General features: G+C 58.6%; 7 protein-coding genes. 5 read left to right on the top strand and 2 right to left on the bottom strand.

The features are described 5' to 3' along the window. Positions 1 to 104: 104 nt before the first annotated feature. Together CVS29_RS15750 and CVS29_RS15745 are read left to right on the top strand one after the other, a co-directional pair. Entirely contained in the window at positions 105 to 326 is a 222-nt protein-coding gene (locus CVS29_RS15750; RefSeq protein WP_110107266.1) for a hypothetical protein, read from the top strand. Beyond that, the gene (locus tag CVS29_RS15745) at positions 298 to 675 is read left to right on the top strand and encodes a hypothetical protein (protein WP_110107265.1); all 378 of its coding nucleotides are present in this window, start codon (positions 298 to 300) and stop codon (positions 673 to 675) included. The genes CVS29_RS15750 and CVS29_RS15745 overlap by 29 nt, the downstream gene beginning before the upstream one ends. Positions 676 to 769: 94 nt before the next feature. Here CVS29_RS15745 and CVS29_RS15740 read toward each other — a convergent pair whose 3' ends face one another. Next, positions 770 to 2,908 (bottom strand): beta-galactosidase, encoded by a 2,139-nt coding sequence (locus CVS29_RS15740; RefSeq protein ID WP_110107264.1) that lies wholly within the window; start codon positions 2,906 to 2,908, stop codon positions 770 to 772. A 231-nt stretch (positions 2,909 to 3,139) separates the two neighbouring features. On the opposite strand from CVS29_RS15740, the gene CVS29_RS15735 reads away from it, so the two are divergent. The 3 genes from CVS29_RS15735 to CVS29_RS15725 all read left to right on the top strand — a co-directional run bounded on the left by CVS29_RS15735 (position 3,140) and on the right by CVS29_RS15725 (position 12,620). Further along, the gene (locus CVS29_RS15735; RefSeq protein WP_110107263.1) at positions 3,140 to 4,171 is read left to right on the top strand and encodes a LacI family DNA-binding transcriptional regulator; all 1,032 of its coding nucleotides are present in this window, start codon (positions 3,140 to 3,142) and stop codon (positions 4,169 to 4,171) included. 215 nt (positions 4,172 to 4,386) lie between these two features. Then, positions 4,387 to 7,614: a right-handed parallel beta-helix repeat-containing protein gene (locus CVS29_RS15730; RefSeq protein ID WP_110107262.1), complete on the top strand. Its 3,228-nt coding sequence runs from the start codon at positions 4,387 to 4,389 to the stop codon at positions 7,612 to 7,614. A gap of 398 nt (positions 7,615 to 8,012) precedes the next feature. Beyond that, the gene (locus tag CVS29_RS15725; RefSeq protein WP_211315160.1) at positions 8,013 to 12,620 is read left to right on the top strand and encodes an endo-alpha-N-acetylgalactosaminidase family protein; all 4,608 of its coding nucleotides are present in this window, start codon (positions 8,013 to 8,015) and stop codon (positions 12,618 to 12,620) included. A 991-nt stretch (positions 12,621 to 13,611) separates the two neighbouring features. Here CVS29_RS15725 and CVS29_RS18260 read toward each other — a convergent pair. Then, the gene (locus CVS29_RS18260; protein ID WP_245932285.1) at positions 13,612 to 18,066 is read right to left on the bottom strand and encodes a family 20 glycosylhydrolase; all 4,455 of its coding nucleotides are present in this window, start codon (positions 18,064 to 18,066) and stop codon (positions 13,612 to 13,614) included. Between the last annotated feature and the right edge of the window lie 319 nt (positions 18,067 to 18,385).

Genomic DNA, 18,385 nt, shown 5'->3' with positions numbered 1-18,385 from the left:
GGGCAGGAACGGAACAGAAACGTAACAGGGGAGTAGCTATCCTCGCCGCTAGACGTGGCCAATGGCTGCCCAGAGGCAGTACAAGCATTGCTACAGGGGGATAGATGACGCTGGAGACGCCGCAACAGGATACGGCCATGAAGCGCACCTTCGGGGACCATGCACGGGCATTGCCCGCCTTGTTGGCAAAAGCTCCAGCATGGGTGGTGCTCCTTGTCGGTGTCCTGTGTGTCTGGCTGGGGTATGAGTTGGCCACGAAGCCGCTCTCGTCGCTGGGCGCCCTGACCTTCTACGTGGGTGCCAGCTTCCTCCGACGCCTATCCTGAGGTCCGGTTCAATGACTACATCACGCCGGTGGCCAGGACATTTGTGCGTAAAATCTCCAGCCGTTGCCTCTCTGAACCCGGTGTCTTGGTTTCGCTGATCAGTGCCATCGCGATCGACAAGGGCAAGACCATCTTCGCCAAGGACCCCACAACCGGGCCCATGGGGGATCGATTTCGGGAAAACACCCCTGTCATGAACATCCCGTTCCCGCTCCTTATTGCACAGGGCGAGGCTGACACGCTGGTAATTCCGTCCGTCCAGGACGCCTATGTGGCCGGCCGCTGCGCCCCTGGGCAGAAACTGATCGCCGGTTCAGCCCCAACCAACAATTGCGCCGCTCTGCCGTAGGGGATCATTAGCGTAGAAATGCAAGAGTGCAGTTCCGGCCGTATTGACCGGAACTGCCCTCTTGGTACTGTTGGCGCTGGTGTGCTGCGAAAAGTCAGAGTTGCAGCACCACGGCGTTGCGTGGCCCCACACTGACATCGGCACCGCTGAGCACGGTCCCGCGGCGGGGACCCTCAGGGCTGGGCTGACCGCCGTCGTACAAGACGGTGCCGCTGATTCCCGGCACCAGGGCTGGAGTGTCCGCATGGTTGAGCAGGAACAGCACCTGCCCGCGCAGCACCGCTTCAATGCCGGGAACCGGCGCATCCAGCACCGGACGGATGGGATGTGCACTGCCGGCGCTCTCACGCACGACGGCGGAAATCACCTCCGAACGTCCCCTGGCATCCGGGTTACTCGCCACATACCAGGCTGTGCCCGTCCCATGCTGGCGCCTGGTAATGGCGGGCCAGCCGGAGGTGTCCAGACCTGCAAAGGTGGAGAGCACGCAGGCCCCTGCCCCCTCGATCACCTCGAGGTTCTCAACCCAGCCAATGGCGTTTCCGGTGATCCCGTCAGCCGCAGTGGGAAGCAGAGCTACGCTGCGTTCCGTTGCGGGCGTTCGGATGAGGGAGCTGATGGGCTCATAGATAGGGTCCAGGGCGGGGCCATCCAGTGGGCCGTTGACTTCAATCTCTGTGGTGTGGGGAACCACGCCAAGGGGGGAGAAGTCCAGCACGCGAACACCGAGCATGGGTGCCAGCGGGCCCAAGTAGCCGCCCAATTGGGCATGCCCCTCCGCATTCAGGGCCCCGGTCAAGCAGCTGACAATAACCTGGGCCCCGTTGGCTGCCGCTCGGGCCAAGGCGGCCGCGAATGCGTCACTGACGGCAAAGAGGGACGGGACAATGATGAGCTGGTACTTGCCCAGGTCATGGTCCGGGTGGACAAAGTCGGTAGCAATGCCCATTTCAAACAAGCTGGCATGCCAGCTCTTGGCTATGGTCAACGGCTCTGTATCAACAGGGCCAATGGAGTTGCGTTGCGCCCACGCACTTTCCCAATCCCACACAATGGCTGCCTGAGCTTGGACTCTGGACCCGGCAACTACACCAATGTCTTTTAGTGCGGAGCCCAGCTCAACCACCTCATGCCACGTGCGGCTGGCCTTGCCGGCGTGCGGGACCATCCCGGAATGGAATGTTTCTGCCCCCGAGGCGGACTGACGCCACTGGAACTGGCAGATCCCGTCAGCGCCCCGGGCCACTGCCTGCAGCGACCATAGCTTGTACTGGCCGGGACGCTTGACGGCGTTGCGGGGGCGCCACTGGACAGCGGAGGTGGTTTGTTCCAACTGAATGAACGGCTTGCCGCCGCCGAGCGAACGCATCAGATCGGATTCAAAGGCAAATTCACGTCCGGCTCGTGGATCCGAGGGGTCGGGGTAGGAATCGTTGGAGATGATGTCAATTTCGGTACCCCACTTCCAGCCGTCGACCCAGGCAAAGGCGCCCATGAAGTTCGTTGTCAGTGGCACATCCGGTGTGAGCTCATTCAAGACCTCCTTTTCTGCCGTGTAACAGGCCAAGAGGGCGTCGGAACAGAAACGGTTCCAGTCCGTCATCATGGTCGGGTTGGGCAGGGTAGGCATGGCGCGTGGGGCGCTCACTTGCGCCCAATCCGAATACCGCTGGGACCAAAAAGTTGTGCCCCATACCCGGTTCAGTTCCGCCAGCGTGCCGTACCGAGCCTGCAGCCATTCCCTGAAAGCCGTGGCTGATTCTTCATCGAAGCTCTCATGCACGTGGCAGCCGTACTCATTGTTCACATGCCACATCTTCAAGGCCGGATGCTTGGCATAGCGTTCGGCGATGGCACGCACCATGATCAGGGACTCCCTGCGGAACGTGGCGCTTGAGGGATTGAATTGCTGCCGGGAACCATAGCTGAGCCGCACGCCGTCGCGCGTTACCGGCAACGTGTCCGGGTGCAGATGTCCCAGCCATGGCGGCGGGGAAGCCGTGGCAGTGGCCAGGTCCACAGCGATGCCGGCGTCGTGGAGTTTGTCCATGACGGTATCCAGCCAGCCGAAGTCAAATACTCCCGGCGTAGGCTGCAGCACCGCCCACGAGAAAATTCCCACGGATACTAAATTGACCCCAGCTTCGTGCATGAGTTCAATATCGCGGTCCACCGTTTCAGCGGTCCACTGCTCGGGGTTGTAGTCGCCCCCGTAGGCGATTGCGGGAATCATCCCTGGGTACCTCCACTGGTCAGATATGAGTATGGGCTTATGTGCACGCTCACACACCGTTGAGATCACTATAGGAGAGTTGCTTGAATGCGCAAAAGAAACGGTGCGGTGTGTAGTGCTGACCGCCTCCGTGCTGAGCCCTTTTTGCCAAGGCGCAAGCTGGCGCCAACGGAGATCCGCAAGCGTGGCATAGCATAAGAAGGAATCCAGCCATAAGGAAATAATTCGATCATGAGCAATGAGCGGCCTGACGCCGGGCGCGCCCGGCGGGTTACCATCTTCGACGTCGCTGCCGCCTCGGGAGTGTCGCGGGGCACCATCTCCCGGTACCTCAACGGCAGCGGTTATGTCTCTGAGGGTGCGCGACTGGCCATCAAGGATGCTGTTGAAGAGGTTGGCTACGTTCCCAATACGGCGGCGCGGTCACTGGCAACTCGGCAAACCAAGAATATTGCCTTCGTGGTCCATGAATCTCACAATATGTTTTATAACGACCCCAACCTCGGCGGCATGCTTACCGCCGCCAACAGGGTTCTCTCCGAGGCGGATTTCCAGCTGGTTATCTTGATTTTGGACACGGAGCAGACCCTGAGTCGAATAGCCGGACATCTCCGCGGAGGCTATGTTGACGGCGCAATCTTGGTCTCTGTCCGGGCGGAAGATCCGCTCTTGCGTATTGTTCAGGAGTTGGGCCTGCCCGCCGCAATGGCCGGCAGGCCAGCCGGGGCGAGCAGCATTCCCTGGGTGGACGTGGACAATGTCGAAGCAGCCAGGGGCATTTGTGCGCGATTGGTGGGTACCGGGCGCAAACGCATTGCCATGATTGAAGGTCCGGAGGCCATGCGTGCTGCCAGGGAGCGACTTGCGGGGTTTACCTCAGCCTTAGGTGCGGATTTCGATGCGAACCTTGTGATTCCCACCCCGGATTGGGGTCATGAGGCGGGTTTTGCGGCCATGCGGGAACTTCTGCGTAGGGATCCTGACATTGACGGCGTCTTTGCCGCTTGTGATGCCCTCGCGATTGGGGCCATGGATGCTCTGAGGGAAGCTGGAAAGTCCGTTCCGTGTGACGTTGGCGTGGTTGGTTTCGATGACAGTCTCTGGGCCAAACGCGCCTTTCCTGGATTGTCCACTGTGCGGCAGCCCGTTGAGGAAATGGGTGCAATCATGGCCTCCCTCGTGTTGCGCCAGCTCAAGGGCGAGGACCTTAGACATGCCCATGAAATTGTCCCCACTAGCATTGTGTGGCGAGACTCCGCCTGAGCTGTTGCGGCATATCGGCTGAACGTGCCGCAGTGGCAGATCAAAGCATCAATGATCCGCGCCATGAACGGAGCGGATCCTTTCCCGCAGAACTGTTATCCGTAACAATCCCCCCAAGTGCCCCTATTGTGATAGCTTTCACACGATTATGTGTGCACGTTCACATCTCTGTGATGCGCTGGCGTGCGAGAGCCCAACCTCGATAGGGAAAATTGATGAAAAGACCTGCATTGCTGGCTATGTTCAGCGCTGTGCTGGTAGCGGGCGGGCTGGCAGTTGCTGGCCCCGTTGCCGCCGCCCCCACCCCCACGGACAGCCCCGCCATGAGCGGAGTCGGTGCTGTTGCAGCGCCGGCCGCCGCAATGGCCGCCACCGCCATTGGAAATCTGCACTTTCTTGACTGCGGCGCCGCCAATAACGGCGACGGAACCATTTCCAGCCCGTGGAACGCGTTGACAAGCGTCAATGCCACCGTCTTTTCTGCCGGGGACCAGATCCTGCTCAAGCGTGGAAGCTCGTGCCAAGGCACCCTGCGTCCGCAGGGATCCGGCGAACCTGGAGCCCCTATTGTCCTTGACGCCTATGGCACAGGGACGGCCAAACCCATCATTAACGGTGCCGGCATTGACGCCACGGTTCAGCTTTCCAACCAGCAGTACTGGGAAATTCGCAACCTAGAAATTACCAACATCGATGCTGATAGCTCGGCGCGCTATAAAAATGAGCGCCGTGGGCTGGTGGTCAAGGTTCAGGACATTGGCCAAGCCAACTACTACCGGATCGAAAACCTGAACATCCATGACGTCTACGGCGAAGGCAAGAAGGACCTCAAGGGCTCCGGTGGAATCCAGTTCGAGGTTTATGCCTCGGACACCGTTGCCGAGCGCGTCCCTACCTGGTTCAACGATGTAGTGATCGCCAACAACACCGTTGAAAACGTCAACCGCAGCGGCATTAACATGTCCACTCGGTGGAAGTGCCGTGCCGAGGTTGGCTGGGACGGCTGCCCCGTAGCGGATCGGCCGAACCTGCCGTGGACTCCCTCAACAGGGTTGGTCATTCGCGGCAACACCGTGAAGAACGTTGGTGGCGACGGCATTGTCGTCCAGATGAACAAGAACGCCCTCGTGGAGTACAACACCGTCTCAGACACGGCAAACATCCCCAACGGCTCCAACGCCGGCGTGTGGGCGTGGAATGCCGATGGCACCACGTTCCAGTACAACGAGGTTTTTGAGACCAAGAAGCTCCCCGGAAACAATGACGGCAATGCCTTCGATGTTGACTACGGCACCAATGACACGCTGTTCCAGTACAACTACAGCCATGACAATGAGGGCGGCATGATGCTCTTCTGTGGCTGCGGCGGACTGTCCACCCAGGCTACTTTCCGCTATAACGTCTCGGAAAACGATCATGACCGCGTCAACTTTGTTGCCGGCGGAACTGAGAACCAGTTTTACAACAACACCATCATTTTGCCTAACACGCCGAATCACCTGCTGAACAATATTGGTGGCACCCCCATCTCAATGCTGATGGCCAACAACCTGTTTGTGGCGTCGGCTACGGTACGTGACCAATCCAGCGCAGCGCCCAACGCGAAGACCATCCAGTGGCGCAACAATGCCTTCTCCGGCCCCGGCGGTGCCTGGCCCGCTGACCCAGCAGCCGTCACCATCGCAGACAAGCTGGCACTTGCTGCGGGTACTGGCCTGGAACGGTTCAAGATCCAGGACTCTAGGATTGCTGCCAAGGGCCTGCCCATTGCTCCTGTTGGAACAGTGGATTTCTTTGGTAACTCCGTGCCGTCCAGCTGCGCCCCTGACATTGGTGCGTTCCAGTTCACGGCAGTCGATGAGCGTAGCTGTGACGTTGATGGCGAGACCATTGCAACCGGTGCAGCACTGACCAAGGTGCCTGTTCGCACGAACACCACTTACAAGGTCTCCGGCACACTTGCTGCCGGTGCAACGCTTTCAGTTACCAACCCCAAGGGCTTCAAAACCCCGGCTGGCAGCAACGGTGATGTCATTTTCTCCACCGCTTTGGACGCGACAACCGTTGCCATCAACTGTGATGGCACGGCGGGCTGCTCTGATGTGAGCATGGTTGCAGTTGATAACAGGATTGTGGATGGTTCGTTTGAGGCGCTGTCCAACACCCCTTGGGGTGCATGGAACACTTCCCGTGATGAGGCCAAGGCAGTTTCCGGCAACTTTGCTTTGAAGATCACGGGCGCAGGCTCTTCCGAGCAGTTCCCAGTGGTTCTGCAGCCCAACACCGACTACCTGTTCAGCGGGTGGGTCGCCTCGGCTGACGGCTCGGAGGTGCGCTTGGGCCTGAAGAACTTTACTGGAAATCAGGATGCCAACAACCCCGATCAGTACCAGAAGTTCGCCTCTGTTACAACGCCGGAGATGAAATACACAACCATTGCTTTCAACTCCGGTAACACCAAGGCAGTGACCGTTTACTGCTACAAGCCAGGTGGCTCCGGCGCAGGTTTCTGTGATGATTTCACCATGACCACGGCCGTTCAGGCCCCCGTAGCCTCGTTGAACCCTGATGACACCACTGTCACGCAGGGGAACAGCGCATACTTCTTCAGCAGTTTTGTTGGCGCTCCCAGCACCTCGGTGTTGTGGCAGTCTAATGCTGGCGGAGCGTGGACTGATATTGCCGCCACCCAGGGCACTGCACTGACCGTTCCGGCTGTGTCCGCGGAGATGGATGGTACCCAGTACCGTGCGATGATCAACGGACCAGCCGGTCAGGTGTTCTCAACGCCGGCAACCTTGAACGTTGCTGCTGTGCTGGGGGCACCCGTTGTCACGGTACAACCAGAAGATGTGAGTGCCACGGCTGGCAAAACCGCAGAGTTCACGGCTGTGGCCACCGCAAACCCGGCCGCAACTATCCAGTGGGAAATCTCCTCTGACGGAGAAGTTTGGACAGCGATTGCCGGTGCCACGAAGGCAACGCTCACCATGGATTCGGTAGAGATGAGCCACGATGGTTCTGCATTCCGTGCCGTCTTTAGCAACGGCTTGGGAACTGCCATCAGTGAATCTGCCGAGCTGACGGTTCAAGCCGCTCCGACGACGGATTCGACCACGGATCCCACCACGGATCCGACCACGGGTCCCACCACGGATCCGACCACGGATCCGACCACGGGGCCGACCACGGGTCCCACCACGGGTCCCACCACGGGGCCGACGATGGATCCGACCACGGATCCGACCACGGATCCCACCACGGGGCCGACGGTGCCAGCTACCGTGCCGGCACCCACAGCTCCCGCAGGAGCGGGCACTGGTGATGATTCACTGGCCAACACTGGTGCCTCCTCGGCAACCGTGATGTTGTCCGCCGGTGTATTGCTGCTCCTGGTGGGTGGCGTCACCGTCATGAGCCGCCGCCACAAGCAAGCGCACTAAGGTAAAGCGCCACTGTCAAAGCGCCACTGCCTGATCGCGTTGCAGTGTTGAATGTAGTCAACGCCAGTCAAGGAACCGTTGCCCTCCTGCCACAAGCAGTATGGCAACGGTTCCTTCTCTGCTTCTGGGGATAGCCCTTGGCTGACCAGAGCAGAGTGGAGTGTTGAGTCTCCGTAACATTGGGCCGAGGCGTTGAATGTAATGCCGGTCACTCTATAGAGTGTTATCCATAACAAGTAGAGTGCAGGGATCACTGGGTGGCTCAGCGGTATTTTCGCTGACTACGGAGCGGGAACTGTCCCAAAAAGGGTGGATTAATGGCTCAGAACAATGAACGGCACAGGAGAAATTCTGCGCAAAAACACAGGTCGGGTTATTGGCGCGGTACACTCGCAACAATGACAGCGCTGGCCATCATGTCCTCGACTGCCGTGGGCCTTGCCACTACGGCATCGGCCGCTCCGGGGGATGCCAGCACGCTCTCACTGAGCAATGGCCAAGGTCTGAACGTTGCCGTGGGCGATGCCTTTCCTCAGGTGGTTTCCTACACTCTTGATGGAAAAGTCATTGGTGGGCAGAGCAAGCCGCTAGCAACCTTCTTGGTTAATGGCCAGTCTAAAACGGCCACCACCACTGTGAGCGTCACTGGAGCTACCGCCACCTACGTCTCCACCATTGCAGATCCGGCGCTTGTCATCACCTCGACCATTACTGTTACGGCAGCCAACACGGTTGAATTCAAGGTCATAAAGGTCACGGGCGCCGGCGAAGCTACCCTAAATACTCTGTCCATTCCAGGCCACTCCCTCCTCTCAGTCAGCTCCACCGAGTCCGGCGCCACCTTGGCCCGGACGGAGAACACGGACGACACCACCACCAACAAGGACAAAATCCTGTCCGTCACCGCAGGTAGTCCGGTAGATGCCGCCGCGGTTGGAACACCCTACGGTTTTGTCAACACCTCCGATCTGGCCGCAGGCATCATCACTAACGCCACGGAAGATTCAGGCAACAACGAGTGGAACAAGCGCCTGTTATCGGAGATTCAGAACGGCGCGGCAGGGGCAAAGGTAGCCTCACTCTCACCTGGCACCTTCACCTACCACCCCGTCGGCGCCACGGACCCCCGCGTGTCCACCTTTGATTTGCCGCAGGCCACTGTAGTTCTTGCCGGTGATGTGAATGCTTCCGGTTCTGTGGACTGGCAGGATGCAGCCATTGCCTTCCGCAAGAACTCTGAAAAGCCCTTGGGCTCAGATAAAATTCCTGACAGGGTAGTCTCCCGCATCCCCTTTAACTTCGGTAGTGCAGCCACCAACCCCTTCCTGAAGACCTTGGATAACGTCAAACGTTTCTCCATGGCTACTGACAACCTCGGGCAGTGGATTTTGGAAAAGGGATACCAAAGTGAGGGCCACGATGCAGCTCACCCCGACTACGGTAATGACATCAATACCCGAGCCGGTGGCGCAGGAGACTTCAACACCCTGGTCAATGAGGGCTCAAACTATAATGCCGAGTTTGGTGTTCACGTCAACGCCACAGAGGCCTACGCGCAGGCACAGTATTTCAACGAAGAGCTCATTGGCACCCGTCGCGGAGGCTGGGATTGGCTCAACAGCGCGTACCTCATCGACATGCCTCATGACCTCGGATCGGGCAACGTCCTTGACCGCTTTCAGGAGCTGAAGGACACCGTTCCCGGAGTCAAGAGTCTCTACATAGACGCCTACCTGGAAAGCGGGGCGATGGCCGATGGTTTAGCCAATAACCTGCAGAAGATGGGCTATGAAATCACTACCGAGTATGCCTCGCGTTTTGAAAACAACTCCATTTGGTCCCACTGGGCCAATGACAAAAACTATGGTGGAAATCAGGGCATCAGCTCACAGATGATCCGCTTCATCGCCAACTCAGACCGCGACTTGTGGAACATTGATCCGCTGCTCGGTGGCCAGGTAGTCAAGGACTATGAAGGCTGGTCAGGCCAGAAGGACTTTAACGCCACCTATTCCAAGGTATGGAGTGATAACCTTCCCACCAAGTTCCTCCAGCACTACGAACTCACACAGTGGAATGCTGGTACCTCGGCCAAGCTCGAAGACTCTGACGGGCACAAGGTAGCCATTGACATGGTGGGCGGTGTCCGCAAGGTCACCCTCGACGGAAAGCTTGTCATTGACGGCAACAAATACCTGATCCCGTGGCAAGATGTAGCGGATCCGGACACCGTCTCAAATCCCAATAAGGCCACCAAGCTCTACCACTACAACGCTGCGGGAGGAACTGCCACGTTCGATCTCCCCGCCACTTTTGCTGGCAACACCAACCTTGAACTGTTCAAGCTCACGGACAACGGCCGGGTCAAAGTCTCCGACGTTGCCGCAGCTGCCGGTAAGGTCACGCTGACCGCAGAAGCAGGCACCGCTTACGTACTGGTTCCGGTTGGCGGCAAGGCTCCCCAGCCTGCAGCTAACTACGGTGCAGATTCAGGACTCGTTGACCCCGGTTTCAATACCGGAAACCTGAGCGCCTGGGGTGCCACAGGTGGCGCACAGGCCCAGCGCACAGCGATCGGTGACAATGTAGCGGTGCTGGGGGACTCGGCGTCGTCCATTTCCCAGACCGTGACCGGACTGACTGCGGGCAAAAAGTACACAGTCAGCGCCAACATTGAGATTGAGCAGGGCAAACGCCGTGCAACAACGCTGAAGGCAACCGGCTCAGGGCTATCCGCGGAGAACTCCTTCGCGATCACCCCGGCACAGAACCGCATGGCCTCTGATTCCAAGAGCGAAACGTACTCACAGCGGGCCCCGCTGACCTTCACCGCCCCGGCCAACGGTACGGTGAAGATTGAGGTTTCTGCCGCAGCAGGTGCCGCCAAGGTAACCATCGACGACGTCCGCGTCATGACCGATGCGCCGTTGAACACGCTCATGACCAAGCCGCTGGCTATTGTCCCCACTACGTTGCCGGCCATCGGTGGCAATGTGGTCTTCACTGAGGATTTCGAAGGCAATCAGCCCGGTTGGGGCCCGTTCTTCAAGGGCAACAACGGCGGGCTCTCAGATCCGCAGACGAGCATCAGCCAGCTCCATGCACCGTTCACTCAGAAGGCATGGAAGGGTACAGGCCAGGTTGATGACGTCATCACCGAAAAGGGCGGCACTCACTCACTCAAGGCTCACAACGAGCGTGCAGGCCTGATTTACCGTTCGACTCCTGTAACTTTGCCGTTCGCGTTTGGGCATGAATACGAGATCACCTTTGACTACCAGTCCAACGGTGCCTCGCAATGGCAGTGGGTGACGGGCGCAGATGAGATGACCGGATCCGCTGTTATCTCAAAGGAAATCAATAAAGTTACGCTTACTCCTGCCCTTGCGACGACGAGTTTCTCCAGCAAGTTTGTAGCTGGCTGCGACTCCGCATGGGTTGGACTGCGCCGCATTGGCAGCGGATCAACAGACATGGTGATGGACAACATGGTGGTACGGGACCTTGGCCCCGCCGCCAACCAGCCCGGTTGCGCCACTATTAAGGTTGGCGCGTTGCCAGCACTTAGCCCCCAGGTACCTGCCGAGATTGTTACGACCTTCACTAATACTGAAGCAACTGCTGCCACCAACGTTGAATTGAGCCTGGGCACCCCGCCGGCAGGCTGGACGTTCTTGGTCAAGAACCAGAACGGAAACCTGTTCGATTCGGTAGCTGAGGGTGCAAGCGTATCCACCACCTGGGTTGTCGTTCCGGCCGCTAACGCTGGCGGTACCTCAACGCCTGTGACGGCAGCGGCCGTGTACTTCAACGAGAACATCACCAAGCATGTCTCCGAGCAGATCTCCCTTCCGGTGCAGTCAACCGGCATGGTTCCGCTGAACAAGCTCAAGGTGACCACGGACTCCCAGCAGGCGGCAACAGGCGCCGAAGGCCCCGTCAGTAATGTCCTTGACGGAAATGTTTCCACCATCTGGCACTCCAAATACGACACTGCCAGCAGTCCGTACCCGCACTCGGTGGTGTTTGACCTTTCCGAGGACTACACCCTGACAGGCGTTGGGTTCCAAGGCCGCCAGGATGGTGGAGACAATGGTCGCATCAAGGACTACAAGCTCTATGTATCTAACGACGGCGTCACCTGGGGCACCGCTGTTGCCTCGGGAAGCCTGACTACCGGTGTGCAAATGCAGCTTCTGCCCATCCCGGCAGGAAACACTGCACGCTACGTCAAGTTTGAGGGCCTCAACGCCCACAACGGTTTGGGCTTTGCCGCAGCCGCAGAAATGCGTGTCTACGGGACCAATGGTGAGGAGCCTGTCATCACTCCGCCGGTTGGTTTTGAACCTGGCGAACGTGAAGTAGATGTCAGTGAAGCGGCTGCATTGCGCCCAGCCCTTGGAGAAGGCACCGGGGCTTTGCACCCGGGCAGCGCCTTCACCGTGACTGTACCGGACCTCAAACCGGGCAGTGATGTCACGTTCACACTGGAATCGGGCAGCGCTGCTGCATTGAGTCTTGCTCCCGGCGACTCTGAGCAGGCCACGGCCGATGCGGACGGCAATGCTGTGCTGAAGACTCGTATTCCAGCTGAGAGTGCTCTGGGTGACTACACCTTACGAGTCAACGGAACCAACCCGGCCGGTCAAGCCGCTACCGGATCACTGGATATCACGGTTGTAGCAGCAGAAGTCACCGAGCCGCCCACAACGGAACCGACTAAGCCGCCCACAACGGAACCGACTAAGCCGCCCACAACGGAACCGACTAAGCCGGGAACGACTGAGCCGACTAAGCCGGGAACGACTGAGCCGACCAAGCCGGGAACGACTGCCACCGCGGCGTCGACCGCCACTGCAACGTCGACAGCCACCGATTCAGGTGACGATCTGGCGAGCACGGGTAGTAACGCTGCCGTACTGGCTTCCTTCGCGGCACTTCTGCTCCTGGCTGGCGGGTTGGTTGTGGGACTGCGCCAGCGTGGCCGTGGACGCAGGATCGGGTAGGCCCATAGGCTAAGCCGCAAAACTCAGAAGGGCCCTGCATCACCGTATATACGGTGGCGCAGGGCCCTTCTGCGTTGGTCGCAACAAGGATTTTGGTGAGAGACCTACCAACCGCGATAGACAGTTCTTGGGTGTGGGGTAGGCGCTCGTGGCCCATCTCAATATCCTGTGACTAACCGGCATCGGTGACGATCAAGACTTCCATGCCGGCACATCTTTGGTGCCGGCGGCGTGGACTGTCACGCTGCATTCAGGGGCGGTGCTTGGGGTCCCTGCAATGGCGGGCTGGAGCACTTCCACGGTGACAGTAAGTTGGCTTGACCACGTTTGGGGAGAATCAGGAACCAGTTGTTATGGCCTGGTCTATTTTTAGTTGAAGTACGTCAGGATAGATCTCAGGGTATTTCCTGACTGTGCTCTGGTTGGACCGACGTCTCGCTGGTTGCCCACATCCGGGGCCCCGCAAGCAGCGTGAGGCAGACCCTGTGTCCACTACTTGCGGAGAACCCCAAATCTAGGTCAGTAGGGTCGCGGTGTCCACGAATGCGGACACCTGCGGCGCAGCCCAACCGGGGGAGTAATCACTGCACAAGTTCAGCGGCATGAGCCACTTGATGTGGGCGGTGCGGAGGTAGTTGTTAAGTTCGGAGGTCTGTCGACAGGCCTCCGAACTTAACAACTACCTCCGCACACCGGAAAGTCACCCAGCCAGCAGAAACTATCGAAAGAATAATGCAAGCTAACGGCTAACTACCTCGCCTTGATACCGCTTGACTTGAAACCTTCCAGCACCGACTTTTAGCCGTGCTTGAAGTGGCTGGCGCCAGCAAACATCAGTGGATGATTGCAAGAGCACATCAAGCTGCAAAACTGCTTGGCTATGTCTTTTGGAACCACGGGGTGGAAGCTCTAAGAGCATAAAAATAGTGCGAGTCCCGATGACATATGTCATCGGGACCCGCACTATTCTAATGCCGCCTAAACCCGAAGGTTAGGCGTGTGAGGACTTCCGCTTGCGGCGGCTGATCAGCGTAAACGCACCAGCCACAACCAACAACAGTCCGCCCAAGAGGAACGGCGTAGTACCTGCACCGGTGGAGGCGAGGTCGTCATTGTTGGAATTGCCTGCTTGCGTGCTGCTGGTGGAGCTAGCAGCAGCTACCACGGTCAACTTGACACTTGCTTCGGCGGCTTCACCGTTGCTGCCCAGTCCCGTGATGATAACGGTGTGAACGCCCGGGGTAACAGTGGAAGGCAGCGTGACCTTGAGGGAAACGATTCCTTCGCTGTTTGCAATTGCGGTGCCCAAAACAATGGGATCCGAATGCAGTGTGAAGGTGGCCGTGCTGCCCGGCTTGAAGTTACTGCCCGTAATGGTCAGTTCCTCGCCCGGGGCCACCGATGCATTACTCAAAACTGCTGTGGGTGCACCGTCTGCGGGTGTAGACGGATCTACTGTCGGCTCCGTGGTGGTTGTGGGCACCGTGGTGGCTGTGGGCTCAACCGAGGGGCTGGCCGTTACCGTCGGGTCGGCAGTGGGATCCGTTGTCGGGTCCGTGGTGGCTGTGGGCTCAACTGAGGGTGAGGCCGTTACCGTGGGCTCAACTGAGGGTGAGGCCGTTACCGTGGGCTCAACTGAGGGTGAGGCCGTTACCGTGGGCTCGGTGGTGGGTTCCGTTGTCGGGTCCGTGGTGGGCTCGGTGGTACCCGGGAGGACACCGCCAATGTTTACTTCTGCACCGCCACCGAAGTTATTGCCTTCAATGGAGTTCAGACCAACCAGCTTCACGTAACGGCCAACCTTGTTCCCGGCAATGTCAATGACCTGCGGACGGCTCACGTCCAAGAATGAACCGCTGGCTACCTTGGTGCCAAAATCGGTGGTGTTCTCGGATACATAGAGTTCGTAGTCCTTGAACTTGCCGTTGGTGTTTGACTGGCGCTGAGTGTACTCAAAGCCCGTCACGTCGTAGTTTTTGCCCAGGTCAAAGACCACTGAGTGTGGGAAATTACCGGCAGGGCTTGACCACTTGGTGTGCCAGAAAGTTTCTTTCTTGCCATCAAGGAGCGCCGCAGCAGGTCCGTTGGGGGCTGTTTCACCCGTCAGTTCCTCGGAGGATACTGAGGCGATCTTGATCTCGCTCTGCGTGATTTTGTTCGCCAGTGGAACCATATTTGATTCGACGTTCAATGTGGTGCTGGCAGTGCGCTCACCTTGAGTGGCCGTGAGGGTGTTCTTGCCGCCATAAGTGCTCGGGTACACCGGCATCTGCAGTGTTACCTTGCCTTCGGCATCAGGAAGGACGGTACCAACCTTGTTGCCGCCCAGGTTGAGAGTCACATATTCACCAGGAACGAACCCTGTCACAGTGGTCAGGGCCCGGTAACCGGCACGAACAGTGGCTGCTGTTGTGGACAACGTTGGGGTCTGAGTCGAATCCCAAACATAGGGGAGCTTGGGATCTGCCGTACCAGCAGCAACAACCACGGTGAACTGTGCGGTTGTGCCGTTGGAAGCGGTCAGCGTTCCGGTGAAGGTCCCTGCGCTCGCATAACTGTGGGTGCCCTGCAGCTGGTAAAGGCTGCCAGCGGACATGTGGTTACGGGCTGTGTTAGCCGTAAAGGTTGCCGGGGTGGCGGCTGAGCCATCGCCCCAGTTGACACTTACGCCCAAGTTCCCCAAGATGCTCGAGGCGCTCACGCCGTCGGCGTCATCAACAGCATCGACAGCAATAGTGGCGCCATCGGCAGAAGCCTTGGTGCCGGGGGCTGCCAGCTGGCCAACGTCAAGCTTCAGGCTCTTGCCGGGGGAGACTGCCACCGGCAAGCCTGCCATGGCGGGGGTCCACTTGGCTTGGTTGCCGTCATAGAAGTTGGTGTCGGCAGCCAGCAAGCGCGAACCCATGGAGGCCATGCGGACCTTGAAGTCATTGACGTTTCGCTTTGCCTGAGGCGTCCAGCCAACTTCAGCGAAGGAAATTACGCGCGGGAAGACCATGAATTCAGTCTGCTTGCCGCCACGAATGGTCTCGGACCACTGCGGGGCTTCAACGCCCAGGATGGCTGAATCGGGGAGATTGGTGGTGCCATCTTTGACGACAGCAGCCGGATTCCAGTCGTAGTACTTGGGGAAGTCGCCCATGCCGGCCCACGTCAGGCCAATCGGGGTTTTGGCGTTGTACTTCATGTCCAGGTACGCCGTGGAGCCATTGGAAACCATGAGCTTGGCGCCCTTGTCCTTGATGGCCCTCAGCGTGTCGGCGGTGCCGCCGGTCCAGTACTGAATGCCGTCCCCGGCCTCCAGACCACCAATGGCGACCTCGTTCCAACCAATGGGCTTCTTATCCAAATCGTGGATGAGCTTCACTGCCTTGGTGATGAACTCCACGTAGTTGTCGTGGCCCGTCACATGGGACTCGTCGCCACCAATGTGGATGTATTCGCTGGTGGTCATCTCGGCGATCTGGCCGAAGACGTGTTCCAGGAACGTCCAGGTCTGCGGGGCAGCAACATCCAAGGTGGACGTACCAACGTTGCCGGTTCCATCTTCGGGAACAACGCCCCACTCGTCAACGTTCGGCTTCGTTCCAGCGGTGTTGAGCTGCGGAATGGCGTGCAGAATGGCCGAGGTGTGGCCGGGGACGTCAATCTCAGGAATGATCTCAATGTGGCGATCGGCGGCGTAGGCTACCAAGTCCTTGTATTCAGCTTGGGTGTAGAAGCCAGTGTTGCCCAAGAGGTCCATGTAGGTGCGGTTGAACTGAGTCATGCCGCCCTTGCCGGAAATCTCAGTCAGCTGGTTGTAGTCGATGTCATCGCCAGCTACTTTGCCCTCATTGGTGATCTCGATGCGCCAGCCCTGATCATCTGCGAGGTGCATATGCAGTGTGGAGATCTTGTAGGAAGCCAGCGAATCAATGATGACCTTGACTTCGTCAGGGTTCTTGAATTCGCGGGCGACATCTAGCATCATGCCGCGCTTGTCGAAGCGGGGGGCATCGGAGATTTCCACGGCAGGAGCCGTCCAAGTGGCGTTGACCTTGGTTTTGGACTCAATGAATGCCGGGAAAAGTTGACGCAGTGTCTGGACACCGTTGAAGATGCCATCGTCGGTGGCTGCGGTGATCTTGGCACCTGTGAGCGCGTCGACGCTGAGCGTGTATGCCTCCGCCTGGAGCTGAGCACCCAGATTAGGGATGTCACCAGGGGTCTGGAGCAATACGATGTCATCGGCATCGCCGGTGCTGCCATTCACTACCGGCAGGGCCAGACCTGTGGAGGTGCGGAAGAGCTCGGCCAGGAAGGAGGCACTCTTCGCGGTCACGGCGTTGTTGGCCACGATGCGTGAACCTGCGCCCAGCTTGAACGGCGCCTCGTCAGGTGTTTCCATATTGACCGGCAACGGGATCAGGTTGACGGGCTCTGACACAGGTGCTGGAGTGGCGACTTCTTCGCCATCCCAGACCTCAAACTCCCACAAGGAGATGCCGTATTTCTGGCCCCCAATGAGGGTGCGCTCAATGCCTTGCATACGAACATACTGGTACGCGTTGGCGGCAACACCGGCTTTGAGCTTCTGCACGTCGCGCGTGTTGCATGTTGGGGCGATTACGTCGGTGGCATCCACAAAAGTGATGCCGTCGGTTGAGACCTGCAGCTTGTACTTCGCAGCACAAGCCTTTTCCCACACGATGGCCACGTGATCAATGACAGTAGGGGCGGCTAGCTTCACAGTGATGTTGGCGCTGTCAGCGGTGTTGGAAGACCAGCGTGACTGCTGTGCATTGGGCTTGGTGCTGTCGGTATCTCCGTCAATGACCAGAGCGGGGCCCCACTGGCCGGCTACTTCCTGGCCGGAGGCGCTGACGGTTGCCCCGGCTGAAGCCAGTGCAATGTTTTGGGCGGGAGCTGCCGGGACGCCCCACACTTCCATTTCAAAGAGGGAGATGCCCCACTTGGTTCCCGCGATGGGAGTACGGGCGATGCCCTGCATGCGCACAAACTGGTACTTTGTGCCAGCCAGGGAAGACTTGATGGTCTGGGTGTCGGGCGTCTCCGGGGCGCAGTTGGCGCGGGAGATCACGTCCGTGGCATCTACAAAGCTCACGCCGTCAGTGGAGACCTGCAGCTTGTACTGGGCTGCGCATGCCTTCTCCCACTTGATGACAATCTTGTCAATTGCGGCAGGTTTGGCCAGTTTCACCGTCAACTGTGCAGTGTCGGAGTGCTCTGAGGACCACCGGGTGGTGTCGCCGCCGTCGATGGCAAGGTCGGGGCCGTTGCTCCCGACGGATTCGTCACCGGAGGAGGTGACGGTTGCACCGGCGGAAGCCAGAGCGAGATTAGTTGATACGGGGTCGCCCGGGGCAGCCAGCGCGGGCGGTGCCGCCATTGACAGCAGCATCGCAGGTGCCACCACCGCCATGGCCAGAGTCTTTTTCCACATGGAACGCACGAGTTCATCCTTCGCTGAATTTTGGAGATACAGGTCACACGTGACCCATGTTATCCATAGCAATGGTAAAGCGAAAGAGTGTGACCGGCCTCGTGGAGAGCAACGCCGCACGCGTGCGTTGATTAACTAGCAGACTTAGGGAAGTGAGGGTTTCTATCCTATGAAAATATGTCATTGCTACCGCCTTGGGAAAACTGAAAATTGCCGAAATTTAGCGCAGTAATGCAAAAAAACACGTTGTCCTCGATGAAAAATAAGGACAACGTGTCGTGTGAAAGACAATTTCATAACGAGGTTAGAAACTTGAAAT

It is taken from the genome of Arthrobacter psychrochitiniphilus, from assembly GCF_003185915.1.
GTDB classification, from domain to species: Bacteria; Actinomycetota; Actinomycetes; order Actinomycetales; family Micrococcaceae; genus Specibacter; species Specibacter psychrochitiniphilus.
Note: the sequence above shows the minus strand (reverse complement) of the source record. Positions and strands in the feature narration are given on the sequence as shown.

Coding starts and splice junctions, on each gene's coding strand:
- CVS29_RS15750 (WP_110107266.1), top strand. CDS start 105: ATGACGCTGGAGACGCCGCAACAGGATACGGCCATGAAGCGCACCTTC.
- CVS29_RS15740 (WP_110107264.1), bottom strand. CDS start 2,908: ATGATTCCCGCAATCGCCTACGGGGGCGACTACAACCCCGAGCAGTGG.
- CVS29_RS15735 (WP_110107263.1), top strand. CDS start 3,140: ATGAGCAATGAGCGGCCTGACGCCGGGCGCGCCCGGCGGGTTACCATC.
- CVS29_RS15730 (WP_110107262.1), top strand. CDS start 4,387: ATGAAAAGACCTGCATTGCTGGCTATGTTCAGCGCTGTGCTGGTAGCG.
- CVS29_RS15725 (WP_211315160.1), top strand. CDS start 8,013: ATGACAGCGCTGGCCATCATGTCCTCGACTGCCGTGGGCCTTGCCACT.
- CVS29_RS18260 (WP_245932285.1), bottom strand. CDS start 18,066: ATGTGGAAAAAGACTCTGGCCATGGCGGTGGTGGCACCTGCGATGCTG.